The 26,009-nt window shown below is 49.8% G+C and carries 19 protein-coding genes; 9 read left to right on the top strand and 10 right to left on the bottom strand.

Annotated elements, in window-relative coordinates:
• Positions 1-3 precede the first annotated feature (3 nt).
• The 3 genes from ACQUQM_RS01555 to ACQUQM_RS01545 are packed head-to-tail and all read left to right on the top strand — an operon-like array spanning position 4 to position 5,441.
• Positions 4-1,074: an efflux RND transporter periplasmic adaptor subunit gene (locus ACQUQM_RS01555; protein WP_432472729.1), complete on the top strand. Its 1,071-nt coding sequence runs from the start codon at positions 4-6 to the stop codon at positions 1,072-1,074.
• Positions 1,075-1,077: 3 nt separating this feature from the next.
• Positions 1,078-4,152, top strand: coding sequence for an efflux RND transporter permease subunit (locus tag ACQUQM_RS01550; RefSeq protein WP_432472728.1), 3,075 nt, complete (start codon positions 1,078-1,080; stop codon positions 4,150-4,152).
• Between the two features lie 2 nt (positions 4,153-4,154).
• Entirely contained in the window at positions 4,155-5,441 is a 1,287-nt protein-coding gene (locus tag ACQUQM_RS01545; protein WP_432474783.1) for a TolC family outer membrane protein, read from the top strand.
• A 148-nt stretch (positions 5,442-5,589) separates the two neighbouring features.
• On the opposite strand, the gene ACQUQM_RS01540 is transcribed toward ACQUQM_RS01545, so the two are convergent.
• The 7 genes from ACQUQM_RS01540 to ACQUQM_RS01510 form a co-directional block, all read right to left on the bottom strand.
• Positions 5,590-6,387, bottom strand: coding sequence for a hypothetical protein (locus ACQUQM_RS01540; protein WP_432472727.1), 798 nt, complete (start codon positions 6,385-6,387; stop codon positions 5,590-5,592).
• Between the two features lie 407 nt (positions 6,388-6,794).
• On the bottom strand, positions 6,795-7,436 hold the full coding sequence (locus tag ACQUQM_RS01535) for a hypothetical protein (protein WP_432472726.1): 642 nt from the start codon (positions 7,434-7,436) through the stop codon (positions 6,795-6,797).
• Positions 7,433-7,999 (bottom strand): dCTP deaminase, encoded by a 567-nt coding sequence (gene dcd / locus ACQUQM_RS01530; protein WP_432472725.1) that lies wholly within the window; start codon positions 7,997-7,999, stop codon positions 7,433-7,435. Before dcd ends, ACQUQM_RS01535 begins: the two co-directional genes overlap by 4 nt.
• Before the next feature lie 121 nt (positions 8,000-8,120).
• Entirely contained in the window at positions 8,121-8,933 is an 813-nt protein-coding gene (gene apbC, locus ACQUQM_RS01525; protein WP_432472724.1) for an iron-sulfur cluster carrier protein ApbC, read from the bottom strand.
• A 327-nt stretch (positions 8,934-9,260) separates the two neighbouring features.
• Positions 9,261-10,529 carry a DEAD/DEAH box helicase gene (locus ACQUQM_RS01520; protein ID WP_432472723.1) on the bottom strand — a complete coding sequence of 423 codons (1,269 nt, stop codon included), beginning with the start codon at positions 10,527-10,529 and terminating at the stop codon, positions 9,261-9,263.
• 452 nt (positions 10,530-10,981) lie between these two features.
• Entirely contained in the window at positions 10,982-11,194 is a 213-nt protein-coding gene (locus ACQUQM_RS01515) for a hypothetical protein (RefSeq protein ID WP_432472722.1), read from the bottom strand.
• 150 nt (positions 11,195-11,344) lie between these two features.
• Positions 11,345-14,797: an acyl-[ACP]--phospholipid O-acyltransferase gene (locus ACQUQM_RS01510; protein ID WP_432472721.1), complete on the bottom strand. Its 3,453-nt coding sequence runs from the start codon at positions 14,795-14,797 to the stop codon at positions 11,345-11,347.
• 313 nt (positions 14,798-15,110) lie between these two features.
• Between ACQUQM_RS01510 and ACQUQM_RS01505 the strand changes: the two genes are divergently transcribed.
• Both ACQUQM_RS01505 and ACQUQM_RS01500 read left to right on the top strand, forming a co-directional pair.
• A complete protein-coding gene (locus tag ACQUQM_RS01505; protein ID WP_432472720.1) occupies positions 15,111-16,220 on the top strand; it encodes an ABC transporter substrate-binding protein in 1,110 nt (369 codons plus the stop codon).
• 17 nt (positions 16,221-16,237) lie between these two features.
• A complete protein-coding gene (locus ACQUQM_RS01500) occupies positions 16,238-18,634 on the top strand; it encodes an EAL domain-containing protein (RefSeq protein ID WP_432472719.1) in 2,397 nt (798 codons plus the stop codon).
• A 6-nt stretch (positions 18,635-18,640) separates the two neighbouring features.
• Here the strand turns inward: ACQUQM_RS01500 and trmA are convergent, their stop codons facing one another.
• Positions 18,641-19,735, bottom strand: a complete 1,095-nt coding sequence (gene trmA, locus ACQUQM_RS01495) for a tRNA (uridine(54)-C5)-methyltransferase TrmA (RefSeq protein WP_432472718.1) — start codon at positions 19,733-19,735, stop codon at positions 18,641-18,643.
• 153 nt (positions 19,736-19,888) lie between these two features.
• On the bottom strand, positions 19,889-21,139 hold the full coding sequence (locus ACQUQM_RS01490) for an HDOD domain-containing protein (protein ID WP_432472717.1): 1,251 nt from the start codon (positions 21,137-21,139) through the stop codon (positions 19,889-19,891).
• Positions 21,140-21,384: 245 nt separating this feature from the next.
• Here ACQUQM_RS01490 and metG point away from each other — a divergent pair, with 245 nt between their 5' ends.
• The 4 genes from metG to ACQUQM_RS01470 all read left to right on the top strand — a co-directional run bounded on the left by metG (position 21,385) and on the right by ACQUQM_RS01470 (position 25,447).
• On the top strand, positions 21,385-23,427 hold the full coding sequence (gene metG / locus ACQUQM_RS01485; RefSeq protein ID WP_432472716.1) for a methionine--tRNA ligase: 2,043 nt from the start codon (positions 21,385-21,387) through the stop codon (positions 23,425-23,427).
• 122 nt (positions 23,428-23,549) lie between these two features.
• Positions 23,550-24,023, top strand: a complete 474-nt coding sequence (locus ACQUQM_RS01480; RefSeq protein WP_432472715.1) for a CYTH domain-containing protein — start codon at positions 23,550-23,552, stop codon at positions 24,021-24,023.
• A 9-nt stretch (positions 24,024-24,032) separates the two neighbouring features.
• On the top strand, positions 24,033-25,019 hold the full coding sequence (locus ACQUQM_RS01475) for a serine/threonine protein kinase (RefSeq protein ID WP_432472714.1): 987 nt from the start codon (positions 24,033-24,035) through the stop codon (positions 25,017-25,019).
• Positions 25,020-25,117: 98 nt separating this feature from the next.
• Complete coding sequence (locus tag ACQUQM_RS01470; protein WP_432472713.1) at positions 25,118-25,447, top strand: DMT family transporter; 330 nt, start codon at positions 25,118-25,120, stop codon at positions 25,445-25,447.
• 1 nt (position 25,448) lies between these two features.
• Here the strand turns inward: ACQUQM_RS01470 and ACQUQM_RS01465 are convergent, their stop codons facing one another.
• Positions 25,449-26,009, bottom strand: coding sequence for a DUF1285 domain-containing protein (locus ACQUQM_RS01465; RefSeq protein ID WP_432472712.1), 561 nt, complete (start codon positions 26,007-26,009; stop codon positions 25,449-25,451).

The following is a 26,009-nucleotide window of genomic DNA, read 5'->3' as shown; positions in this document are numbered from 1 at the left end:
ACGATGAAGATTAAGCAAATACTTACCCCGGCACTGTTCTGCATCGCCCTGTCAGGCACTGTTATCAGCCACGCTGAAGAGCAGCAAGCACCGCGCGGACTGCCTGCAGAAGTAGTCCATGTACAAAATAAACCCCTGACCCATATGATCGAAGCCGTTGGCAAGCTACAGGCAAACGAATCGATCATCCTGCGACCAGAACAAAGTGGCAAGATTGAGCAGATCCTGTTTCAGGAAGGTGGTCAGGTATCGGCAGCAGACAAACTGCTGGTATTAGAGTCATCGCTTTATCAGGCGGAACTGGAGCAAGCTAAAGCACGGGTCAGTCTGAGCCGGATAGCACATCAACGTGCCGCCAGCCTGGTTAAGAAAAGAGTTGGTTCACAACAGGATCTCGACTCATCCCTGGCACAACTCAGAGTGGACCAGGCGCAGCAGGTATTGGCACAAACCCGCCTCGACAAGATGACTATCAATGCGCCGTTTTCAGGTGTTATCGGCCTGCGCCTGATCAGCCCTGGCGATTATGTCACAGCGGGCCAGGATCTCGTTGAGCTGACTGATCTCAGTACTATGAAAGTAGAATTTCAGATCCCTGAGAATAAGCTGGCAAACCTGAAAACAGGCCAGACAATCCGCGTATTGGTGGATGCGCTTAAAGATGAAGAGTTCACCGGTACTATCTATGCGATAGCGCCCAGCGTAAACGCGCGAGGCCACAATATTGCCGTCCGGGCTACTGTTCCCAACCCTGGCAACTTGCTGCGTCCCGGACTGTTTGCCCGTATTCAGGTAATAACCGGCATCGACAAAACTGCGCTGATGATTCCCGAAGAGGCGATTATTCCGCAGAATAACAGTTTTTTCGTGATGAAAGTGGAAGCCGGTAAAGTAGCAATGACGCCGGTAAATCTGGGTGTACGGCGTAACGGTGAAGTCAATATACTCTCTGGCCTGAATGCTGATGAAGTCATAATTACCGCCGGACAGATCAAACTATTCCCGGGCATGCCGGTAACCCCTGTTTTCGTTGACGGCTCGGCCGCTAAAACTGAACAACAGCCGGGAGCCTAATCGATGATTCTCTCCGAAATAAGTATCAAGCGCCCGGTACTGGCAACGGTAATGAGCCTGCTGGTGCTGCTGATAGGCGCGGTTTCCTATGACCGCCTGACGGTTCGTGAATACCCGAAAATCGATGTCCCCGTAGTAACTGTTGAAACCAGCTATCCCGGTGCCAGCGCCTCAATTATTGAGACTCAGGTCACCCAGATAATAGAGGACTCACTATCCGGCATCGAAGGCATCGACTATATCAAATCAATTAGTCGCTCCGAGAAGAGCCAGATAACGGTTACCTTTAAACTGAGCCGGGATCCTGACGATGCCGCCAGCGATGTGCGCGACCGGGTTGGCCGGGTACGCGGCGCGCTGCCAGATAATGTTGATGAGCCGGTAACCGCAAAAACTGAAGCTGATGCTCAGCCGGTCATCTGGCTGGCGCTGTCGTCTGATCGCCATAGCATGATGGAGATCTCCGATATCGCCGAGCGGATGGTGAAAGATCCGCTACAGACAGTGAATGGAGTGGCCAGTGTAATGCTGGTTGGCGAGCGACGTTATGCCATGCGGATCTGGCTGGATCCTTCCAGGATGGCTGCCTATGGGATCATCCCACAGGACATTGAAGCCGCCCTGAACAGCCAGAACATTGAAACTCCGGCGGGACGTATCGAAAGCAGCCAGCGGGAATTCAGCGTTCTGGCGCGTACCGACCTGAACTCTGTTGCGCAATTTGAAGATATTATTATCCGTAACGACGACGGCTATCCGGTGCGCATCAGCGATATCGCCCGGGTAGAAGTCGCTCCGGAAGAAGAACGCAGAAATTCCCGTTTTAACGGCGAATCAGCGGTCGCTCTCGGCGTAATTAAGCAATCAACCGCCAACCCTCTGAGCGTATCCGCAGGTATTAAGGAACGCTTACCACAGATCGAAGCAGCCCTGCCGGAAGGCATCACTGTTAAGCTGGCCTTCGATCTGTCTGTCTTTATCGCCGAATCGATAAAATCAGTATTCAGTACTATTCTGCTGGCCAGCCTGCTGGTCGTGCTGGTGATCTTCTTCTTCCTGCGTAATTTTCGGGCAACTCTGATTCCGATCATAACCATTCCCCTGTCCCTGATCGGTGTATTCGCGATGATGTCGCTTATGGGCTTCAGTATTAATACGCTGACCCTGCTGGCAATGGTGCTGGCTATCGGCCTGGTGGTCGATGACGCTATCGTTATGCTGGAGAACATCTACCGCCACGTTGAAAACGGCCTTTCACCAATACAAGCCGCTTTTAAAGGCAGTAAAGAGATCGGTTTTGCGGTCATCGCCACTACGCTCACCTTAGTCGCCGTCTTTGCGCCCGTAGCCTTCACGCCCGGCCGCACTGGTAAGCTATTTACAGAATTTGCCCTGACACTGGCCGGGGCAGTCGTTATATCCACCTTTATCGCACTGTCTCTGTCACCGATGCTGGCTTCTCGCCTGCTAAGCCGGAAAACTAAACACAACGCTATATTCAGCCTTATCGAAAGCGGCCTGCAAAACCTCACCCACGGCTATCAGAAACTGTTACGGCAGGTACTGAAATCGCGTCTACTGGCGATGACACTGATGTTGGGCAGCATCGCAGGCGCAGGCGTCCTCTATAATCAGCTCCCCCAGGAACTGGCACCCGTCGAAGATCGCAGTGTGATACTGGCCATGTCGATCGCGCCCGATGGCGCATCGGTTGACTATGTTGATCGCTATACCCGCCAGGTCGAAGGCATGCTGCAACAGGTACCTGAGGAAAAAAGTTACTTCTCTATTGTTGGCTTTCCGACCCAGACCAGTTCCATGATTTTTCTTGGCCTTGAATCCTGGGAAGATCGCCAGCGTAAGCAACAGCAAATTACCCAACAGCTGACTCCGCAACTCTACGGCGGTGTCACCGGCACAATGTCATTTGCTATGAATCCGCCATCGCTGGGGCAAAGTTTCATCTCCCGGCCGGTTGAATTTATAATTAAATCCGACACAGACTATGCCGAGCTGAAATCTATTTCGGACCAGCTGATGGCCAGGATCATGCAAAATCCAGGGTTCATTCAGCCGGACATCGACCTGAAGCTGAACAAACCTGAACTGACAATCGATGTAAACCGCGACAAAGCATCGGATATGGGGCTGAACATCGGCCTGATCGGGCATAGTATCGAAACCTTTATGGCCAGCCGCAAGGTCACACGTTTCAAAAAAGACGGCGAACAGTATGATGTTATCCTGCAGGTAGAACCCGATCAGCGGCGTGATCCCAGCGACCTGAGCACGCTCTACATGAGAACCGGGGATAATCGAATGGTACAACTGAGTTCAGTGGTTAGTATTACCGAAAGTGTTGCGCCGAAAGAACTTAATCACTTCGATAAAATGAAATCGGTGACCTTTCAGGCCATTCTGGCACCTGGCTACAGCGTCGGTGAAGCACTGAACTTCATCGAGTTGCAGATGGCTGAGATCAGCCCGGAAACCCTGTATGATTTCGGCGGCCAGTCCCGTGAGTTCAAGGAATCCAGCAACAGCCTTATGCTCACAGCACTGCTGGCCGGAGTTTTCACTTTCCTGGTACTGGCAGCGCAGTTTGAGAGCTTCAGAAACCCTTTAATCATAATGCTATCGGTACCCCCGGCGGTATTTGGCGGCCTGCTGGCCCTCTATTTCAGCGGTGGTTCTCTGAGCATCTACAGCCAGATAGGCTTGATCACTTTAATCGGCCTGGTTACTAAACATGGTATTCTGATCGTCGAGTTTGCCAACCAGCTACAGGACCGCGGCTACGCCCTGCAAGACGCTATTATTGAAGCGGCAACCCTGCGCCTGCGACCTATACTTATGACAACAGGCGCAACGGTACTCGGCGCAGTGCCTCTGGCAATCGCCTTCGGTGCTGGTGCTGAAAGTCGGCAACAGCTGGGCTGGGTCATTGTCGGCGGTATGACATTTGGTACAATTCTAACCCTGTTTGTAATCCCGACCGTATATAGTTATCTTGGTAAGCGCTTGTTTAAACAGGCAGAACCGGACTCACAACTTCAGGAACAAGGATCAAATCCGTGAAAATGAGTAAAATCTGGCTTTCAACAGCTATCGCCTGCGCCCTTCAGGCAGGCAGTGTGAATGCAGGCTCTCTGGCTGATATATACAATCAGGCACTGAATCAGGACCCTCAGCTAAAAGCTGCCGAGGCGTCGTCTCTGGCCGGTGGAGAAGCGCTGCCCCAGGCGAGAGCAGCCCTGCTGCCTTCGCTGACCCTGAACGGTAATAGCAACTGGACTGAGACAGATCCGGCGGTAAACTTCAATAATCACGGCTATACCGTCAGCCTGAGCCAGCCGATCTTTTCAGCGGCGGCATGGTTTGGCTACAAACAAGGCCTGGCCCTCAGTGACGTGGCCCGGCTTCAGTATGATCAGGCGCAACAAGCGCTGATTCTGCGTACCGTTGAAAACTATCTCAACGTGCTGCGCGCGGAGAATACCCTGGAAACCAGTCAGGCCGAAGAGCGAGCCATCCAGCGCCGCCTGGATCAGGTCAATGCGCAGTTTGAAGTCGGCCTGATCGCAATCACTGATGTCCATGAAGCGCAGGCCTCATTCGACAACGCCAAAGTAAACCGCATTCTGGCAGAGGGCGACCTGGATAACAGTTTTCAGGCTTTAGAACGCCTTACCGGCAGCCCAATCAGCCAGATCGATCCTTTGAGTCCTGACTATCCGGTAGACAATGTAACTCCATACGACCCGGACGCATGGCTGGAAAAGGCGCGCGACAACAACCTTTCGCTGATGGTAGCTGACGCCAACGTCGAAGCGGCCCGACACCAAACCCAGGTACAGCGTAGCGGGCATCTGCCAACGCTATCGCTGACCGCAAGCCACGATAAAGATAATGGCACTGCAGTGAGTGATGGCTGGGTGGAAACGAACCAGGTTGGCATCAGCCTTTCGATGCCTCTGTACTCCGGTGGCGCCACCAGCTCACAGACCCGGGAAGCTGAATTCCGCTATATTGAGGCACAACAAACCCGTGAAGACAGCCACCGTGCTGTGATTCAGGAAACCCGTAATCTGCTGCGCAACCTGCGCACCGATGTATTAAGCGTGGCAGCCCGCCAGCAGAGTATCGTTTCAAGCCAGACCGCTTTGAAAGCAACCGAAGAAGGCTTTAGCGTCGGCACCCGTAACGTTGTTGATGTACTGCAAGCAGAGCAGCAGCTCTACGCAGCACAACGGGATTACGCCACCGCACGCTTCAATTACGTACTTAACCTATTCAGTTTCAAGCAGCAGGTCGGCACCCTTAACCCGGACGACCTGGCCGGACTGGACCTGTGGATGAAGCAATAATTTGGTGAAACCGTAATTGGCTGAGACAGTAATCAGCTGAAATATGAAGCGCCTGGCACTCTGATTAATTTACCAGGCAAAAAAAATGCTCCCTCGGGAGCATTTTTTTACTTTTTTCCTGCCAAAAAACGGCCGCTTTAACATCTGATCAGTGAACAATCGGTCCTTGCGAGCCATCTGAGGTTAGCGGATTACCACTACTGTCGATACCTATGGCGCCTTGTTCAACCGCCAGCTCCAGCAATTGATTCATAATCATCTGCGTCAGATGTGCGCTGATAATCAATCCCGCAGGTGCATCTCCATCAAACAGTTCTTCATCGACCAGACCATCGGCGCGCAGCCCCAGCAACAATGGGTTTTCCGCCACTAGTGGCGCAATATCTTCCGGAGAAAAAACAGAGTATTCGGACGCTGTCTGCAAGGCTAACGGGTAAGCATCCTGCTGACTTTCAGAAAGCTGATCGACAAACGCGGATTCCGCATGCGCCATAATCTGACTCAAACTACTGGCCCCGCGACTGGTTATATTAATACGCGCGGTCTCGGAATCACTGTAATCAACAAGCACTGCCGGAGGCTCTGGCAGCTGTAGCTCCTGTGTATCAACCATCAGATGATCATTTTCATCCAATGCCAGCCAGCCCTGCTCGAGTGCGGTTTCAATCAAGCCTTCCATCATCGCCGCTGCGATATTCGCGCTGATAATCATACCGACACTTGGATTCTCCCGTTCCTGCTCATGGGCGATCAGATTACCGCCACGGGCTGCCAGCAATGTCGGATCCTGTTCAACGATCATGGCCAGCTGATCAGCATCAAGATAAAGCCGCTCGTTACACAGCTTTTCTGCAGATGTATATGGGAACTGTCCATCCTTCTGCGCCATCAGCGACAGGTAGTCGGCGCGAACCTGCCCAATTATTTCCGAAAGCAACTGACTCATAGATAGATCTCCCGATCTGCACCCGATTACGTCGGGCATATAATTATTACTGTAGCCGAATTCTGAAAAAAACCCGATCGCAGCAATTCGGGCTAATGTTTTGCCAACCACTGTCGATAGGACTTGTTAGGGAGTCGGAATCATCAGCAGTAGCCTTAAACTTGCGTGGGTAATTGATCAGCGCTCTCTGTCATCACAATGCAGACCATAAAAGGGCATTATAATGGACAGCACATTGATTAAGCGGGCCAGCAGACCAACACCACCCAATGATGATGAAGAGGGAACTATCTACGTGTTATCGGACAATTAATGGCAGGGGCCACATTTAGCCCCTCTCCATAGCCCTTCGCAGAGAGCCCCTCGCGGGAAAACATCACGGAAAGTCCCTTTTGGGTCAGGTCCAGCTAGTGATACGTCAGGCCGATCGGATCAATCGCTTCCCTGGCCTGATCAAACACATCCCGTAGCTCTGCCAGAGGCTTCAAACCAAAGTCCACCGGGTCCACCGGCAGCTCGTACCAGTCCAGAGTCGACACTCTGGTCATCAGGTCATACTCGCCGATCAGCGCATCCAGATAGATCATCACCGCCTCGACTCTGGGCTCCAGATCAAGCGACTTAGGCAGCTCCTGCATATACACTGCAAGATAAAGCTTACGCGCCTCGATACGGTAGCCAAACCAGAACTCGGCAATCTCTACCAGCTCATCACCCAGGTTGACGCAGGCAGGCACCGGGTCATATCGGTTATTGAAGGCGACAAAGCGAATACCACCAATCTCCGGGGCAGCGCCCACCAGGCTTAATACCGAGTGGATCGATTCCGGATAACCATCACAACCAAAGATCATCTCAACCGCACCTTCCCCCTCTTCCCGTTCAAAATGAAAAGTCAGATTAGTGTCGATTGTTTCCAGTGATTTGCGATATTCCAGCAACAGGCTATCAGCATCAAACTGATTTTCAGTCTCACTACTGAGCAGGCCGTCGATGGTTTGTTCCAGCTGCTGCCAGAAACTATGAATTTTTTTACGAGATTCGATCATGTACGGGGAACAACCACTCCGGTTTGACCCTGATACTTACCATCACGGTCTCTATAAGAGGTTTCGCAAATTTCATCAGCGCCGAGGAACAACATCTGAGCAACACCTTCATTGGCATAAATCTTTGCCGGCAGCGGCGTAGTGTTAGAAAACTCCAGCGTTACATGGCCTTCCCATTCAGGCTCGAGCGGAGTGACATTAACGATAATACCGCAACGGGCATAAGTGCTTTTACCCAGGCAAATAGTCAGCACATCACGGGGAATACGAAAGTATTCGACAGTGCGGGCCAGGGCAAAAGAGTTTGGTGGAATAATGCACACATCAGACTTCACATCGACAAAGCTGCCTTCATCAAAGTTTTTCGGGTCAACGATGGACGAGTTGATGTTGGTAAAGATCTTAAACTCATCGGCACAACGTACATCATAACCATAACTGGAGGTACCATAAGAGATCAGACGCTCATCGTTACGACGACGAACCTGACCCGCCTCAAACGGTTCGATCATGCCATGTTCAAGAGAGGTACGGCGAATCCAGCTATCTGATTTAATGCCCATATTTCAGTTCCAGTATTATCCGGTTAGGTTGTACGCATTTTGCGGCCGGATATGATACTCCTTTAGCCACAAAAAAACCGCCCTTTCAGTTAAAAAAGTGCGGCTTTTTCAGACCCTGAAATCAGTCCTGCTGAATTACAATATTCGGAATTGAATTGTCCACAGAACGACTATCTATCAGGGCGGAGTTTACCTTACGAGCAATCTCCCGATAGATCTGCGCCTCAGCACTGTCCGGCGCGGAAGCTACGGTAGGCTTGCCACTATCGGTTAATTCACGAATAGATAAGGTCAGGGGTAAAGCCCCCAGCATCGGCGTATCGTATCGCTGCGCCAGATGCTCGCCACCACCTTCACCAAAAATCGGCTCATTATGACCGCATTCGCTGCAAATATGGGTACTCATATTTTCAACAATACCCAGAACAGGTATATCAACCTTGCGGAACATCTCGATACCTTTCTTGGCATCCAGCAATGCGATATCTTGCGGCGTAGTCACTACAACAGCACCGCTCAGTGGTACTTTCTGAGACAGTGTCAGCTGGATATCACCGGTGCCTGGCGGCATATCGATAAACAGGTAATCAAGGTTATCCCACATAGTTTCATTCAACAGTTGCTGCAGCGCGCCACTGGCCATTGGTCCTCGCCAGACCATTGGCTGGTCTTCATCGATCAGAAATCCGATCGACATGACCTGTAAACCTTGAGCAAGAACCGGCTTCATGCCTTTTTCGCCCACCGGTTCAGGTCGGGTACTTGCTGCAACACCCAGCATTGTCCCCATACTCGGACCATATATATCAGCATCCAGAATGCCTACCCGATAACCTTCAGCGGCCATCGCCAGTGCCAGATTAACCGTGGTGGTTGATTTACCGACCCCACCCTTACCCGAAGAAACCGCAACAATGTTCTTTACGCCCTGCATGGTTTTCAATTCCTCAATCTGTCGTTAACGCGTTAATACACTATAACCAAGTAATTTAGTCGGAATTATGCGCCAACTTCAGAATGATGACCAGTGTTTTGTCTGCCGTCAGTCGAAAATGCCAGCCGCCAGCTTACTTTTCAAATTACGACCGGTAAAACATAACAATCAACACGATCATAAACAGCTTACATCAGAAAAAAGATAACGAAAGAAACTCGTCGGGGCAGTGTAATATCGGAGGGGTGATACGAGGTGTTAGAAGATTAAATGCTGGATTTAATACTTCCCCGGCCGCCCATCGGCCGCCGGGGGAGAGAGTAAAATCTATTTTTTCTTAGCTTTCTTACCAGCCGCTTTAGCGACGCCTTTTTTATTACTGATAATTTTGGTTCGGCTGGCTTTATTGGTGCGAGGCGAATGCGCTTTTTTACCCAGATGCTTGCGCAAACCATCACGACTTCCTACTTCATAGCCCGGCATATAGATGCGCTTGATACGACTGCCGATCAGCCGCTCAATATCATCAAGCGCCCGCTCTTCTTCCCGGCTGACAAACGAGATAGCCTGGCCTTTAGCACCAGCCCGCCCCGTTCTGCCGATACGGTGTACATAGTCTTCCGCAAGGTAAGGCAGGTTGTAGTTAACAACATGTTCCAGCCCCTGAATATCCAGACCACGGGCGGCAACCTCTGTCGCCACAAGAACCTGAACCTTGCCAGCCTTAAAATCAGCCAGGGCACGACGCCGTGATCCCTGAGTTTTATCACCGTGGCAAACCACACCTTTAATACCGTCAATTTTAAGGTCGGTAAGCAAAGAATCGGCCTGAGCCTTAGTACTGGTAAAGACCAGCACCTGAAACCAGTTGTACTTGTTGATCAGTTCTGCAAACAGATCGGCCTTGCGCTTTTCCTCTACCGGATATACTACATGCTCGACGGTATCCGCAGTGACGTTTTGCTTTGCTACGCGGATCACTTCATGTCGGCTCATCAACTGCTTAGCCAGCTCATTCACTGTCGGGGAAATAGTCGCAGAAAACATCAGCGTCTGACGTTTTTCCGGCGTTTGCTGCAACAACGAGTTAACGTCGGCAATAAAGCCCATATCCAACATCCGGTCGGCTTCATCCAATACTACGAACTCAATCCTGGCCAGGTTTACGTTGCACTGCGTTACATGCTCCAACAGACGCCCCGGCGTAGAGATCAGAATATCGACTCCCGCTTTCAGCTTTTTCTGCTGGGAATCCATATTCACACCGCCATACATCGCAGTGACCTTTAACGGTAAAAACTGTGCATAACGCTTAATCGTTTCAGCCAGCTGCTCAGCCAGCTCACGGGTCGGCGTTAAAATCAGCGCTCGCGGCAAACCCGGTTCTGTCGGCTGCGGACGATCATGCATCTGCTGCAGAATTGGCAGCGTAAATGCGGCAGTCTTGCCGGTTCCGGTCTGGGCATTCGCCAGCAGATTTTTGCCGCGGCGGGCCGGTACAATAGCCTGCTCTTGCACAGGCGTCATCTGGCTGTAACCACAGGCATCCAGGGCTTGCTGAATCTCGGGAGCTAAGTCTAGAGATGAAAACTTCATGATAAATCCTCTGTATGCCGTGCTACAGCTAATAAACGGGGCGCATATTATAGAGTAATTCTTAGACTTTGGTGAGAGGATTTTTACTATGAGACAAAGACCCACGAGTGGCTTACTTTGCCATGCAAGTAATCTACAAATTATGTCTCATGTTTTATCAGTTACGAAAGGCTCCTTATGGGTGTACCGATGCGATAAACAACAGACTCTGACGAGGCCTTTCCAGGCGCCAGAACGACATCCGCAAGCTATATTAACCCCTCTAAAAAACAGCGCACGACACTATTCAATACCTTTTTAAACTAAAGCTATTATTAAAATAAGTATGAAACATTTATCGACACACTATCGCTAAATATTATTATATAAAACAATAATCATTAGCAGCATCTATATTAAAAACATAAAAACCGCCTAACGGCGGTTTTTAAAAAACATAGATATCAGTCAGTTTAGTTGCTACCAGCATAGACATCTGAAGATAGCGTATTATCTGGCAAGTTAGCTGAATCGATACGAACGTGCTCTTTACTGGTAAAGTGAGAACCGCTTGATAGCTCAACACCTTGCCCCAAGTAGTCCAATTCAGTACTTACAGTTCCTGCAACCGCAACTCCCGACATCAGAGCAGAAACCAGCGCAACAGTAGTAATAATAGTTTTCATAATGTGTTCCTCTTGATATACATTTGCTTTGTTGACTCACATAATATTCACCAAAACTGAAAGCAACCTGAAAACCAAAATAAAAACTAAAATAAAAACTAAAATAATAAACGGCCGAAGCCGTTTTTTAATAAAACTATTAGATAAAATCTAATCACATAAACTAACAGCAATCTCTTTCGCGGCGGGATAATTGGTTTTACCGCTTCCCAACAGTGGAATAGCATCAACCCGCAGCACGCGTGTCGGAACCATTAAAGGCGTCATACCCTGCTCAATCAACCGGGTCCTCAGGTGATCCGGTTCGATATCAGCATCCACCAGCAGCACGACTTTCTCACCTTTCTTATCATCCGGCAGATTAATGGCCACCAGCTGCGCATCTTCGTCATCCAGTATATTCATTACCTGCGCTTCGATCGCTCCCAGACTGACCATCTCTCCGGCCAGTTTCGCAAACCGTGAATAACGATCGACAATGGTCAGGAAGCCATCACTATCCAGATGGCCTTTATCGCCACTCTTATACCAGCGCAGACCGTCCAGCTCGACCACTACCTCGGCTGTTTTATCGGGATTATTGAGGTATCCCTGCATGATCTGTGTACCGCCAATCAGAATCAGGCCATCCTCACCTGTCGGCAGTTCCTGCAAGGATTCAGGATCAACAATGCGGATAGTAGAGCCAGGCAGTGCTAAACCGACTGTTCCTGCGCGGGTACCCTCTTGCACAAACCAGCCCTCTACCGCCAAGTGGTCCGGCAGGTTAACACTGGCTACAGGAGTAGTTTCAGTTGAGCCATAACCTTCAACAATAGGTACCCGGAACTTCTGCTCAAAGGCCTGCTGGATTTTTGGATCAAGCTTTTCAGCGCCGGCCACAGCGACTCGCAGACTTTCAAACATCAGCGGGTGCAGGCGTTTATTACGGGTATACAAACGCAGGAAGGTCGATGTAGCACACATCAATGTCGCACGGTACTTTGCCACGCCTTTACCAATATTGAAGGCATCCGTCGGATCCGGATGACAAACGACAGGAATACCTTCGATCAACGGCATAAAGCAGGTGACTGTCAGACCAAAAGCATGGAACAACGGCAGCGTCGCCATAATACAGTCATCGTCACGCACATTAAGCACATCGGCAATCTGGCGCAGATTCGCCAGAATATTACGGTGACTCAGCATCACCCCTTTCGGTGCTCCTTCACTACCGGAGGAGAACAAAATTGCCGCCGTATCTTCTAGCTTTGTGTTACGACATACTAACCACTGCAAAACACTGACCGGCAACACTGAGACAGCCATCAAAGTGAACAGGGCTTCCGGCTTACCAACCCCGGCTTTGACATCTTCCATATAGATCACTTCACGACCGGCAAGCAACGGCTGTGGATCGATACCCCGTGCCTTAAGTTTATTAACGAACTTATGGGCGGTAAGAATCGTCTTAACTTCAGCTTGCTCCAGCGCGGCCAGTAATGACTGTTCGGCAGCGGTAAAGTTAAGGTTAACCAGGGTTTTACCGGCAAACAGCCCGGCCAGATTAGCAATCGCCCCGGCTGACGATGTCGGCATCAACAAGCCTAGTCGCTGACCTGGTGCATTCTGCAACCGTCGACTGAAAATAGTGCAGGCGGTCAATAAACGTCGATAACTCAGAGGATCACCCTGAACATCAGCGATCGCCATATCCGACATAGCCGATTTCGCGGTGCGGATAAAAGTCTGCGACAGCGGTTCCAGCTGAGTGGTGTAACTATCCCAGGCATGGATAGACAGTTCAGTGACTTTTTTCTTCACCTGATCGGCCGCAGTATCGATCGCCATCGGCTTACCGTAAGCAACAATCACATCACGTTTAAGACCGGTACGACGAATGGTTTTCATCTTATCGGTCGAGCGGGAGAAACGGCTGCCCCAGAGGCCACGCAGATAGAAAGGCACAATCACCCCGTCAGCACCCTCGCAAGCCCGTTCAAATCCCTTTTTGAACTCGCCGATCTGACCGGTATGGCTGATCGCCCCCTCCGGGAACAGGCATACCACCTGACCGGCACTAATCAGCTCACCAACCTGCGCCAGCGCTTCACGGCTTTTACCGCTTGAGATAGGGATCACTTTATACATTGAAAGGAACCATTTCAGGTACCAGCGCTGATAAATTGAACGCTCCATCACGAAATGAATATGACGGGGACACGCCATCTGGATCATAGCCCAGTCCAGCCAGCTGATATGATTACCCAGTAACAACACACCCTGGCCTGTTTTAGGCAGATTTTCAAAGCCCAGTACCTGCAGGTTGTATTTACGTTTCATCAGACCTGCGACCAGTACCCGCACCAGCGCCTGTGGCAAGGTACGTATTGCAAACAACGCACCGCCGATACCGATCAGCGCTAGCATCCACAATAACCACTCACTATCAATACTGAACCAGGCAAACAACACGGTCAGCGCGAGAAAGCTGAGCATGCAGATATTCTGTATGAAGTTGCTACCCGCCAGCACTTTACCGGTTTGCGGCCCCTTGGCGTTAAACTGGATCAACGCCTGCAGAGGCACATTTAGCAGCGCTCCGCTGAGACCGATCAGAAAGAACACCGCCGCTTGCATGGCAACTGTCACCATCTGCGGCAACAGCAACAAACCTGCGGCGACCCCAGCAGCCCCCAGTGGGATCAGGCCGATATTGATGTAATGAGTCGACCAGCGGCCGGCCAGCATCGAGCCAACCATGATACCGACCCCCGCCAACGCCATCGTGCCCTGGATAACAAAGGTATTATGCTGATCATAATTACTCTCAGCGAACGCGGGGAACACCGCCAGCATAACCTGGCTCACCGACCAGAACATCGACACGCCGATGATCGCCAGCCAGATAGTACGGTTACGGTAAATCATCTGCAGGTTGCGCTGCAAAGTTTTGCCACGACGGTATGCTGGCCAGTCAAAGCGAGACTCGCGATCAGTTTGCCGCATCTCTGGCAGACGGTAAGCCAACACCAACTCGACCACAGCACCAGCGACCAGTAACCAGCCCAGCGGTGCAATCATCTCCAGACTCTGCTCCGGAGTCATCTGATGCGCCCCTTCCAGACGCATCTCAAACAACAGAGAGAAAACCGCAATACCCGACAGGATTGCGATCATTGTCACCGCCTGGATCCAGCCGTTACCTTCGGCAATATTGCCCTCACCCACCAACTCTTTGATGAAGCCATATTTAGCCGGTGAGTAGAACGCACTCTGCAACGCCAGGACAAAGGTCAAAGCAAAAGCGGCGATAAACCAACCCATGTAATAGCAGGCAGTAATCAACAACGTGGCCGCTACAACAGCCCAGGCGGAATATTTCATAACCCTATTCTTCGGATACTTGTCTGAAAGATAACCGGAGGGTGTAAACAGCATAATAAAGGGCAGCAGGATAAGACCGTTAACGACGGCTGTCAGCAAAATCTGTATATCCCCGTCGTAGGCTTTAAACAGGGTATTCTGGATTATAATCTTGTGCCCCAGATCAACAAACGCATTGATAAAAGCGACGCTGATGAAGGCGATAAACCCCTGTACTTTGAGTAACTCTTTCATGTTTGGCTCCAACTATACTTCTTCCTGAAGATCTCTTATCCCGCTAAACGCCGGCCTGTGCAGTGGCGATAGATTACCAGCGTTTAAAATGGCGAGAGACATTTTTTAACAAATCTATCAAAAACCTTACCCAACGAAGCAAACCAAAGAAAAAGTATTGAAATGTAATACTTGAAGATCGCCTCTTATACCTAAACGAGCTAAAAAAGCTAAACGACATAACCATAATTTTTATATTAGTTTAAAAAATACTGTTATTTTTCCAATAATTCCGATATTTTTTTAAATCCAGTCAGGTAAAAAGAGAATAATAATGAGAAAACTCCTGATCCCGCTTATTGCCTCCGCCCTGTTGTGCCTTTCGAGCTCCATCTCTGCAATGAATGTCACCTTTGTTAACCCCGGTAAACAAGGTGAACGATTTTGGGACATGGTTACCGAAACAATGCAGGCAGCTGCCAATGACTTTGATATCGATCTGGAAGTCATTTACGCCGAACGAAACCGGGTACGTATGACTGAGTTGGGCATTGCATTGACCAAGCGCCAGAACCCACCAGAATATCTGATTCTGGTTAATGAGGAACAGGCCGCTGAAACGATATTACTTGCCACAGCAGATAAGAATATTAAGGTTCTCATGCTGTTGAATGACTTCCTGCCCGATCAGAGCAAACGGGTTGGCCTGCCCGGAGAAAACCCAAACCTGATTGGTGCAGTTGTACCCGATAATTTCAACGCCGGACAACGGATGATGAACGCCCTGCTAAGCTGCGCAAAACAGAAACACCAAGCGCCTCCTTTTCATATGCTGGCAATCGGTGGAGACCAGTTAACACCGGCATCCATAGAGCGTAACCAGGGCGCGCTCGATGTAATTGCTAAAAACCCTGAAATCACCCTGGACAGATTCCTTTATGCCAACTGGAATCAGCAGGAAGCCAAACAACTGAGCAGTAACTATCTGCAATGGGCCAAAAGAAATAATATTTCGCCTGTCGGTATCTGGGCAGCCAATGATCCGATCGCAATGGGTGCCAGAGATGCTCTGCCCGAACAGGGACTGGTGGCAGGTCAGGATCTCTGCCTGGTGGGCTTAAACTGGTCCGCCCAGGGCTTACAAATGGTCAAAAATGGCGAGATGCTGCTAACCGATGGAGGTCACTTCCTGGCGGGCGCCTGGTCGATGGTCTTAATCCAGGATTATCACTTAAACAGTCGTAAGGACAAGACCACTCCATTGGGGCAGGTCCGGTTTCAGATGCAGAGTATCAACCAACAGAACATTGATCAGTACCTGAACAAACTGGGCGATGAAAACTGGAATAAAATTGATTTCACCGGATTTTCTGCGACCTCAAAAAGGATAAAGGACGCTTATGACTTCTCATTGGAACGCGTTTTCAAACAAATCGTCGAATAGAAGTTATCGAACTTTTTATGCTGTTGAAAAGACTCAACTCCCTTAAGCTCAAACTGCTTATCATTCTTGCTCCCGGCGCGACTCTGGCGCTGATGCTGGCGTTTAGCTATACCTTCGTCCAGGCTGAGAAGCAGTTTACCTCCGATCTGGAGGCTAAAAAAAACAACCTGAAAAACTATGCTGATATTATTGCCGGTCCGCTGTGGAACTTTAACACTGAACGGGTGGAAAAAATCGCCAATACCATGATGCTGGACCCTGACCTGTTACTGGTAGAAGTTCTGGATGAAGGTGGCAATATCCGGTTGCATAAACAATCTGACTATCAGGGCGAAGGCCGCAGTATCGAGCTGGCATTTCCTATCGTATATTCCAATGCGCATATCACCCAGCAAGCGGGAACCCTCAAGCTTCAGCTTGGTGAAACCAGCCTGAATACTGAGAAAGATCGCTTTCTTAACACTGCAATTATCTCTCTGCTACTGATATATCTCGCCATGCTATTCAGTGTATGGCTCATTTTTACATACCTGCTGGACAGTCCGATCAAGAAGTTGATGGATGCCATAACAAATTACCATAGTGCACATAAGTTTAACCGGATAGAGCACTCATCAACTGACGAGCTGGGCCGGATCACAGCAGCTTTTAATGAGATGCATGAGCGCCTGGAGTCTCACCATAGCCAGCTAGAACAAAGTAAAGTGCATCTGCAGAACCTCTACCATTCAACACCGTCACTGCTGTTCAGTTTTGATAAATCTGGTCATATCCGTGACGCCAGTAATTACTTTCTGGAACAGATGGGCTATCAACGTGAAGAAGTGATCGGTTTTAATCTGTGCGACCTGCTGTTTGAACCGGAAAACAAAGCCTCTATTCTGGACACTCTGCAGCAACTCTGGACAGAACTTCATTTGACCGACCAGCCACTGCAAATAATTAATGGTGCAGGCGAAAAAATGGAAGTACTGATGGATGCAACCCTGTCAGCCAATGACGCTTACCCAGGAGCTCTTGCCGTAATAAGCGATGTCACTAGCCTGAATCAGGCCAGAAAAAAGCTGGAACATCAGGCAAATACCGACTTTTTATCCGGTATTGCTAACCGCTACCACTTTCAGAAATATCTTGAACAGCTGATTACTGAGCGTCAAAACAGCAAAACCCCATTCGCCCTGATGTTTATCGATCTCGATCACTTTAAATCAGTAAACGATACCTTTGGCCACAATACTGGTGACGAACTAATCTGCCAGGCAACCCAACGCATTCAGTCAATCCTGAGACCGGATGATAAAATTGCGCGACTGGGTGGCGATGAGTTCGCTGTCATTATTCATGATATCAGTGATGATAACGAAGCAGAAAATATCGCTACGCGGATCATCGCAACCACTCAGCAAAGCTTTTACCTACAACAGAGCGACATCTATATCTCCGCTTCCATCGGCATTGCCCTTTATCCTGGTGATAACGAGCAACCCACCGGATTGTTGCAGAGCGCAGACCTGGCCATGTACCGGGCAAAAGACGAAGGCCGTTCCTGTTTTGCCTTTTACACACCTCAGCATAACGAAGTTATCCAGAAACGGATGCGGATAGAAAACCTGTTACGCCACGCGATTAAGAACGATGCACTGGTGCTTCATTACCAGCCGATTATCGATCTGCATAGTAAAAAAATTGTGGGGATGGAGGCACTTCTGAGGCTGCAGGATGGAGATGAGCTGATTCCACCTGACCAATTTATTCCGATTGCTGAAGAGTCCGGGCTAATCATATCAATCGGAGAGTGGTGCCTGCGCCAGAGCTGCGAGCAACTGGTTGAATGGCACCAGCAACTGGACCCTGAGCTTTATATCTCGATAAATGTTTCAACCCGGCAGTTCCAGTCCAAAACATTTATGGCTGTCATCAGCCAGATGCTGGAAGACTATCATCTGACAGCTGACAAGGTTCTGATTGAGATAACAGAAAGCCTGCTCCTGCATGACAATCAGCACAATATGAATGTATTTAAGCGGCTGAACCACCTTGGGTTCAGGATCGCTATCGATGATTTTGGCACCGGTTATTCTGCACTCAGCTACCTAATGAAGTTCCCAATCAATGTATTAAAAATTGACCGTTCCTTTGTTCATCAGATTGCTGCTGATGATGATGGCCAGGAAAACAGTCTGATAAAAGCAATTATACAGATGAGCCAGGGCATGAACCTTAAGGTTATCGCTGAAGGCGTAGAAACCCCCGGTCAGTTAGCCCTGTTACAGAATTTAAGCAATGATATTTGCGTCCAGGGCTACCTGTTTGCGAAACCAGTTTGTGCTTCTGAGTTCACTCGGAACTTCACACACATATCAGGCAGCTCCGAATGCCGGTCTGTAAATAAGATCTGTGAGGAAACAGACTGACCCGACTTAACGACGGGTCAGATATACACCGCACTCCAAGTGATGGGTGTACGGAAACTGATCGAATATCGCAAAACGTTCCAGCTGATGGGTTTTGGTCAGCTCTCGCAGATTATCCAGCAAGGTATCCGGATTACAGGAAACGTAGACAATATTATTGTACTCGGCCACCTGCTTAACGGTTTCATCATCCAGGCCGCTACGAGGCGGATCGACCAGCACTGTAGAGAAGTTATAATCACTCAGTTCAACGTTGCTCTGCTTCAACCTGCGGAACTCTCGCACTCCCTGTAGGGCCTGAGAGAACTCTTCGCTGGACATGCGCAGGATCTTCACATTATTAACGTTATTAGCTTCGATATTATATTGCGCGGCATTCACAGATACTTTAGCGATTTCAGTAGCGATGACTGAATTAAAGTTCGCCGCCAATGCCATCGTGAAGTTGCCATTACCACAATACAGCTCTACCAGGTCACCACCAGCACCGCGGGTGACATCCAGCGCCCAGTGCAACATATGCTGACACACCCCGCCATTAGGCTGAGTGAAACTGTTTTCCACCTGTTTGTAGATCAGCTCCCGACCATCGACCTGCATTTTTTCAATAGCAAAGTCCTGATCCAGCACGATTTTGGTCTTACGGCTGCGACCGATAAAATTGATGCCGAAGTGTTGCTTCAGTTTTTTAGCTTCTTCAGTCCATTCATCATCCAGCGGCTTATGATAGAGCAGGCTGACAATAAGTTCGCCACTAAGGGTACTGAGAAAATCCACCTGAAACAGTCGGCGGCGTAGCAGTTCATTCGGGCGTACATAGTCCAGCAGTTTAAACATCACCTGCTGAATAGTGTCCGATACCATCGGGCACTCTTCCAGACGACTATGCTGGGTTTTATCACCGGGTTTGAACATCACATAGTAGAGGTCATCGCCCTCATGCCAGACACGGAACTCCGCACGCAATCGGTATGCTGTACGTTCAGACTCAAAAACTTCAACTGCCGGCAGCTTAAACTCGGCAAACTGCTGTTCAATTTCAGTTTTCTTATCTAAAAGCTGGCCATCATAAAGGGACGGATCAACAACTGGCAGCGCCATGCACACCTCAGGTTCGGGATCAGATTTGGATTCAGGTTTTGATTTAAGAAACAATCAAGCCGCGCATTCTAACAGGCCGGCCCGTACAATAGAAATAACTGATCTTCGCAAAAGGGGAATTGAACAACTTAAAGGTCAAGCTGGGGTAAAATGTCAGAAACCGGCGCCGACTCCGGCGTATAACTGATTGGCATACAGCTCGGCCTCCTCCTGCCAGGCAGGCATTTTATCCTGCAAGCCAAGTCGTTCAATATAACTCTGACTCAGACGACTGTTAATTTTACACTCGGTAACATTGACTACATCAGGCAGCAGCGAATCGGCTATATGCACCGCAGTCAGCGGCGTAAAGTGGGTGCCGCCGGTTGAGTTTGGAAAAGAGTGAAACAATACCGCATCAACCACTTCGGGGGGGAGATTCCACAGACTTAGCATATAAGCCCCCACTTCCATATGGGTCACTCCGAGTTTCAATTTTTCAATCGCATACAATGGCTGATCCATCTGTGCGGACTGCTGCATGACTGAGCGGTAACTAGCGGGATCCCGGGTAGCGAACACCAGCATGCCGATATCCTGAAGCAGTGCTGCCAGAAATGCCTTATCAGCGACCTCAGCCGGCACCCGCATATCGCGGCATATCGCCCGCGCGAAACGCCCCACCACCATGCAGCGACTATGCAGGTTTTCGAACGAAAACGTTGTCCAGGTCTTAGTCTGGGGATAATGTTGAAACAGCCGAGAAACCAAGAACAGATCCCGTAGCTGCCTTACCCCCAGGATAACCACGGCATCTTTAATTTTGAACACATGGCTGCTTAAAGCAAAAAAAGCGGAGTTTACCAACTGCAGGATCTTCGCCGTCATCGCCGGATCCTGTTCTATGATTTTTGCTATATCAGCAGCACCGACAGCATCAGAGGCCAAAGCATCATTCAATTCCAGGTAGATCGAGGGGATAGAGGGTAAGCGCTCCACTGTACCAACATAATCCTGTACCGCGGGCTTGTTAATAATATGCCGTGCCTGAAAGCACTGACCAATCTCATCCAACATTGCATGTATGGTCGCAGTGAAAGAGATCGACCGATGACAAAGCTCCGACGCCTTCGCCACCTGATGCGCCTGCAGATTATCATTCAACATAATCCGGATCACTCCGGGATGCTGTCGCACCGCTTCACGCAACCATTGATAGCGAAACGCGAAATCACTACCACTAAACTGCACCACCAGTATTGTGTACTCTCCTGTTGCCAGCATCTGAGAGGCTACCTCAGATCTTGGTGCCCTTTCGATAATGATCTTTTGTCCTAACTCAGCGGGTATCTGATCAATATCAGACAGCAACTCGCCCAGCCACAGGACTGAAATCCGCTCCTCTTTAAGAATACTTTTAAACATCGCTCAGCTCCGGCAGCAAAAACCGGCTAAATCCTGTAGCCTGTTTTTTTTTATCGCTTAAGCTAAGAATGAACCGCAAAGTTTAGCGCTGTCCAATTTCAACTCACCATTCTGTGAATCTGTCAGCCCCCCCTTTACAAGCGGATTGTTAAGCAGAAAGAAAAAGATCGGCCTGAGTACTGTAATTAACCCTGTTTAAGGGTAAAATTGCGCGCTTATATTTAACCGTAGATCAGTTTTGAATCATGACAGACAAACAACGCAAGATTCTCGTTACCAGTGCTCTGCCTTATGCCAACGGCCCAATTCATCTGGGTCATCTGGTGGAATATATCCAGACTGATATCTGGACCCGCTTCCAGAACCAGCGTGGCAACCAGTGCACTTATGTCTGTGCTGACGATGCCCACGGTACTCCGATCATGCTTAAAGCGGATCAGATGGGTATTACACCTCAGGAACTGATCGATCAGGTCAGCCAGGAACACCAGCGCGACTTCGCCGGTTTCATGGTTAACTTTGATAATTACTACTCCACCCATTCCGACGAGAATCAGCAGTTCGCATCGCTGATTTACACCCGTCTGCGTGACGGTGGCCATATCGATAAAAAGACCATCACCCAGGCCTACGATCCTGAAAAAGAGATGTTCCTTCCGGATCGTTTCGTTAAGGGCGAGTGCCCTAAATGCGGTGCTGCTGATCAGTATGGCGATTCTTGCGAGGTCTGCGGTGCGACTTACAGCCCGGTTGAACTGAAGAATGCATACTCTGCAGTTTCCGGAGCGAAGCCGATCGAAAAAGAATCTGAGCATTATTTTTTCAAACTCGGTGATTTCGAACAATTCCTGCGCAACTGGGTTGATAACCATGTTCAGGAACATATGATCCACAAACTGAACGAATGGTTTGAATCCGGACTGCAGAACTGGGATATCTCCCGTGATGCACCGTACTGGGGATTTGAAATCCCGGATGCGCCAGGCAAGTATTTCTACGTCTGGCTGGATGCGCCAATCGGTTACATGGCCAGTTTCAAGAACTGGTGCGAGAAGAACGACGTTGATTTCGATGAGTACTGGAACGAATCTTCAGATACCGAGCTGTATCACTTTATCGGTAAAGATATCGCCTACTTCCATACTCTGTTCTGGCCTGCGATGCTTGAAGGCGCCGGTTTCCGTAAACCGAACGGTGTATTCTGCCACGGTTTCCTGACGGTTAATGGACAGAAGATGTCCAAGTCCCGCGGCACCTTCATTATGGCGGAAACCTATCTCAAGCATCTGCGCCCTGAATATCTGCGTTACTACTTCGCGGCAAAACTCGGCTCCGGTATTGATGATATCGATCTGAGCCTGGATGATTTCCGGATGCGGGTAAATGCCGATCTGGTCAACAAGGTGGTTAATATCGCCTCCCGTTGCGCAGGTTTTATCAAGAAGAAGTTTGATGGCCAACTGGGTGGCTCGCTGGCAGTGCCCGCCCTGTATGAAGAAGCCGTTGCATCAGGTGAACTGATCGCTAACGCGTATGAAGCGCGCGAGTATGGCAAAGCGATGCGCGAGATTATGCATATCGCCGATAAAGCCAACCAGTATATCGATGCCGCCGAGCCATGGGTTCTGGCTAAACAGGAAGGTAAAGAGCAGGAAGTTCAGGATTGCTGCACCATGGGCATCAACCTGTTCCGTGTCATCATCTCTTACCTGGCACCGGTTCTGCCACAGGTTGCTGAAGATGCAGCTAAGTTTATGAACATCGAAAACTTCAACTGGGATGCTATCCAGCAGCCGCTGCTGGATCATAAGATCAACAAGTTCAAGCCACTGATGCAACGGGTTGAAGAAGATAAAGTTAACGCCCTGATCGAAGACAGCAAGGCAACCATGGCCGCAGCTGCTGAAGCTGCTCCGACTCCGGCTGCTGAAAAGTCACCGCTGGATGAGAGCCCAATAGCCGACACAATTAGCTTTGACGAGTTTGCAAAGCTTGATCTGCGGGTCGCCCTGATTGCCAAAGCGGAGCATGTCGACGGTGCTAAAAAGCTGCTTCAGCTGACGCTTGATCTTGGTGGCGAAACCCGCAATGTGTTTGCCGGTATAAAGTCCGCTTACGCACCAGAAGACCTGGAAGGCAAGCTGACTGTTATGGTCGCTAACCTGGCGCCGCGTAAGATGAAGTTCGGCATGTCTGAAGGCATGGTTCTGGCAGCAGGTCCTGGCGGTAAGGATCTGTGGATCTTAGAGCCACACGAAGGCGCTAAACCAGGCATGAGAATAATGTAACACTGCCCCTGGCAGCTGATTACTCTTATGCATATCCAGGCATAAACGCTTCGACTTCGTTGGAAGCGTTGCTATTTAGTAAAAAGGCACTTTAATCAGTGCCTTTTTTGTTGGAGTTTGAAATGGCAAAGGAAATCGAACGTAAATTCCTGATTGATCCGGCTAAGCTGGGCGAGCTGAACTGTGGTATCAGCATTAAACAGGGCTATGTGCCCACCCAGGATAAGACTGCAGTACGTGTTCGTATCATGGGGGATCAGGCCTTTCTGACCCTCAAAGGCGAAAATCGCGGCGCGGTACGCAGCGAATTTGAATATGAAGTCCCCCTGGCTGATGCAGAGCAGATGCTGGCTGAACTGTGCAGCGGCCCCAAAATTGATAAAGTTCGCCACCTGATTACCCACGACAAGCATCTCTGGGAAGTCGATATCTTTGCCGGCGACAATCTTGGACTGATAGTCGCAGAGGTTGAACTCAACGACGAACACGAAGCAGTGCAACTGCCTGACTGGGTTACTATAGAAGTAACCGGCGATGCCAAATATTACAACTCGAATTTGCTCAACAATCCTTATAACACCTGGTCGGACAAATAGTTGGTCATTATGAGCGAAAACCTGCACCCGTTTGAAAGCCTGACGCCAAGTTACATTCAGGACGCGATAGAAAGCCTGGGCTACCTTTGTGATGGCAGGGTATTTGGCCTGAACAGCTATGAGAACCGAGTCTATCAGGTTGGTATCGAAGGCGAGCAACCGCTGATTGCAAAATTTTACCGCCCTGCCCGCTGGACCCGGGAGCAGATTATAGAAGAACATGAGTTTTGCTTCGAACTGCAGGAACAGGAGCTACCTGTCGTCGCGCCGTTGACCAATAGCGCAGGCGAAAGCCTGTTCTACTATGGCGAGTTTATGTTCGCGCTGTTCCCCCGTAAGGGTGGCCATGCCCCGGAACTGGATAACCTGGACAATCTTTATACCTTAGGTCGCATGCTCGGACGAATTCATCTTATCGGCGCGCAAAAACCTTTCGCACACCGCCCGAGCATTGATATACAAAGCTATGGACGTGACAGCGTTGAACTGATTAGCAGTAAATTCATCCCGGCTGAACTGCAACTGGCTTATGATTCACTGAGTACCGACCTGCTGCAACGCATGGAAGAGATCTGGCAACAAAGTGGCGACCTGAACTTTATCCGGGTGCACGGTGACTGCCATATCGGCAATATGCTGTGGCGTGATAATGCACCCAACTTCGTCGATTTTGACGATGCCCGCATGGCGCCGGCAATTCAGGATATATGGATGCTGTTTTCCGGCGACCGCAATAGCCAGCAGATCCAGCTTTCAGAGATAATCGAAGGTTATAACGAGTTCTACGATTTTCAGCCCCGGGAACTGCAGCTGGCAGAAACGCTACGCACCCTGCGCATGATGAACTACGCCGCCTGGATTGCCCGCCGCTGGGAAGACCCCGCGTTTCCCCACAACTTCCCCTGGTTTAATACCGTACGCTACTGGAGTGAACATATACTGGAACTTCGGGAACAGCTGGCAGCCCTTCAGGAACCGCCCCTGCAGATATTCTGACAGATCAGTAGTTACCGGGTTATGACGCAGGTAAGTGATCAGGAGCCCTTATCTACGCATTACTGTATTTCCAAGCCCCTGAAAAATGAGTGCATAACATGGGACAGATCTACCTCGCCATAGCCATCCTTGCAGAAGTCATCGCCACCAGCGCCCTGAAAACTTCAGATGAGTTCAGCCGTATCGGCCCCAGTGTCCTGGTCGTTGTCGGCTACGCTGTGTCCTTTTACTTTCTGTCACTGGCTTTGAAGAGCATTCCACTTGGGGTTGCCTATGCGATCTGGGCTGGCGTCGGCGTAGCATTAATCGCCATAGTGGCCGCAGTGGTTTACAAACAAACACCCGACCTGCCAGCCATACTGGGTATCTGCCTGATAGTGGCAGGCGTCATTGTCATTAACCTGTTTTCAAGCTCTTCAGGCCACTGACTCAATCCAGGCTACCCAGTTGAAAGGTAGAGCCTGCACTGCTCACAATCAACTGACCGTCCCGTTCCTCAGCCAGATCCACTAGCTGATAGAACACATTCCGACTGAGCCGCCCTTCCATGCCGTAGCGCACCATCAGGTAGGGTGAAGGCTCACCGCTGTTTACATCAGTCTCAACACGCAACGGATGGTCTGGTCCTGCAACAATGACATCGTCAGTGTTCGAAGTGAAAACCAACTCCCGGCCTTGCTCACCCTCACGCAGATCCAGCCCGGTGAAAAAGAACGGCACGCCTTCTACCTGAATCCCCACTTTCTCAACCGGCGTCACCAAAAAGTAATTTTCACCCTCACGCCATAAAATGGTCGAAAACATAGTGACCATGGCCGGACGCTTTATCTCACCACCTTCATGAATCCAGCGACCATCACGAGTGATCTGCATATCCAGATCGCCACAAAAATCTGGATTCCACAGATGCACCGGCGGTAGCTTTCGCTGCGCCCCCTGCTCTGGAACCTGAGCCTGAATACCTGCAAGATCTAGCTTTGGTTTAGCCAC

The organism is Amphritea sp. HPY (genome assembly GCF_050870985.1).
Classification (GTDB): Bacteria; Pseudomonadota; Gammaproteobacteria; order Pseudomonadales; family Balneatricaceae; genus Amphritea.
The sequence above is the reverse complement of the archived record's forward strand: the minus strand, read 5'-3'. Positions and strand labels throughout refer to the sequence as shown.

Coding starts and splice junctions, on each gene's coding strand:
- trmA (WP_432472718.1), bottom strand. CDS start 19,735: ATGGCGCTGCCAGTTGTTGATCCGTCCCTTTATGATGGCCAGCTTTTA.
- ACQUQM_RS01505 (WP_432472720.1), top strand. CDS start 15,111: ATGAGAAAACTCCTGATCCCGCTTATTGCCTCCGCCCTGTTGTGCCTT.
- ACQUQM_RS01515 (WP_432472722.1), bottom strand. CDS start 11,194: ATGAAAACTATTATTACTACTGTTGCGCTGGTTTCTGCTCTGATGTCG.
- ACQUQM_RS01490 (WP_432472717.1), bottom strand. CDS start 21,139: ATGTTTAAAAGTATTCTTAAAGAGGAGCGGATTTCAGTCCTGTGGCTG.
- ACQUQM_RS01540 (WP_432472727.1), bottom strand. CDS start 6,387: ATGAGTCAGTTGCTTTCGGAAATAATTGGGCAGGTTCGCGCCGACTAC.
- dcd (WP_432472725.1), bottom strand. CDS start 7,999: ATGGGCATTAAATCAGATAGCTGGATTCGCCGTACCTCTCTTGAACAT.
- ACQUQM_RS01510 (WP_432472721.1), bottom strand. CDS start 14,797: ATGAAAGAGTTACTCAAAGTACAGGGGTTTATCGCCTTCATCAGCGTC.
- ACQUQM_RS01480 (WP_432472715.1), top strand. CDS start 23,550: ATGGCAAAGGAAATCGAACGTAAATTCCTGATTGATCCGGCTAAGCTG.
- ACQUQM_RS01475 (WP_432472714.1), top strand. CDS start 24,033: ATGAGCGAAAACCTGCACCCGTTTGAAAGCCTGACGCCAAGTTACATT.
- apbC (WP_432472724.1), bottom strand. CDS start 8,933: ATGCAGGGCGTAAAGAACATTGTTGCGGTTTCTTCGGGTAAGGGTGGG.
- ACQUQM_RS01545 (WP_432474783.1), top strand. CDS start 4,155: ATGAGTAAAATCTGGCTTTCAACAGCTATCGCCTGCGCCCTTCAGGCA.
- ACQUQM_RS01470 (WP_432472713.1), top strand. CDS start 25,118: ATGGGACAGATCTACCTCGCCATAGCCATCCTTGCAGAAGTCATCGCC.
- ACQUQM_RS01535 (WP_432472726.1), bottom strand. CDS start 7,436: ATGATCGAATCTCGTAAAAAAATTCATAGTTTCTGGCAGCAGCTGGAA.
- ACQUQM_RS01555 (WP_432472729.1), top strand. CDS start 4: ATGAAGATTAAGCAAATACTTACCCCGGCACTGTTCTGCATCGCCCTG.
- metG (WP_432472716.1), top strand. CDS start 21,385: ATGACAGACAAACAACGCAAGATTCTCGTTACCAGTGCTCTGCCTTAT.
- ACQUQM_RS01520 (WP_432472723.1), bottom strand. CDS start 10,529: ATGAAGTTTTCATCTCTAGACTTAGCTCCCGAGATTCAGCAAGCCCTG.
- ACQUQM_RS01550 (WP_432472728.1), top strand. CDS start 1,078: ATGATTCTCTCCGAAATAAGTATCAAGCGCCCGGTACTGGCAACGGTA.
- ACQUQM_RS01500 (WP_432472719.1), top strand. CDS start 16,238: ATGCTGTTGAAAAGACTCAACTCCCTTAAGCTCAAACTGCTTATCATT.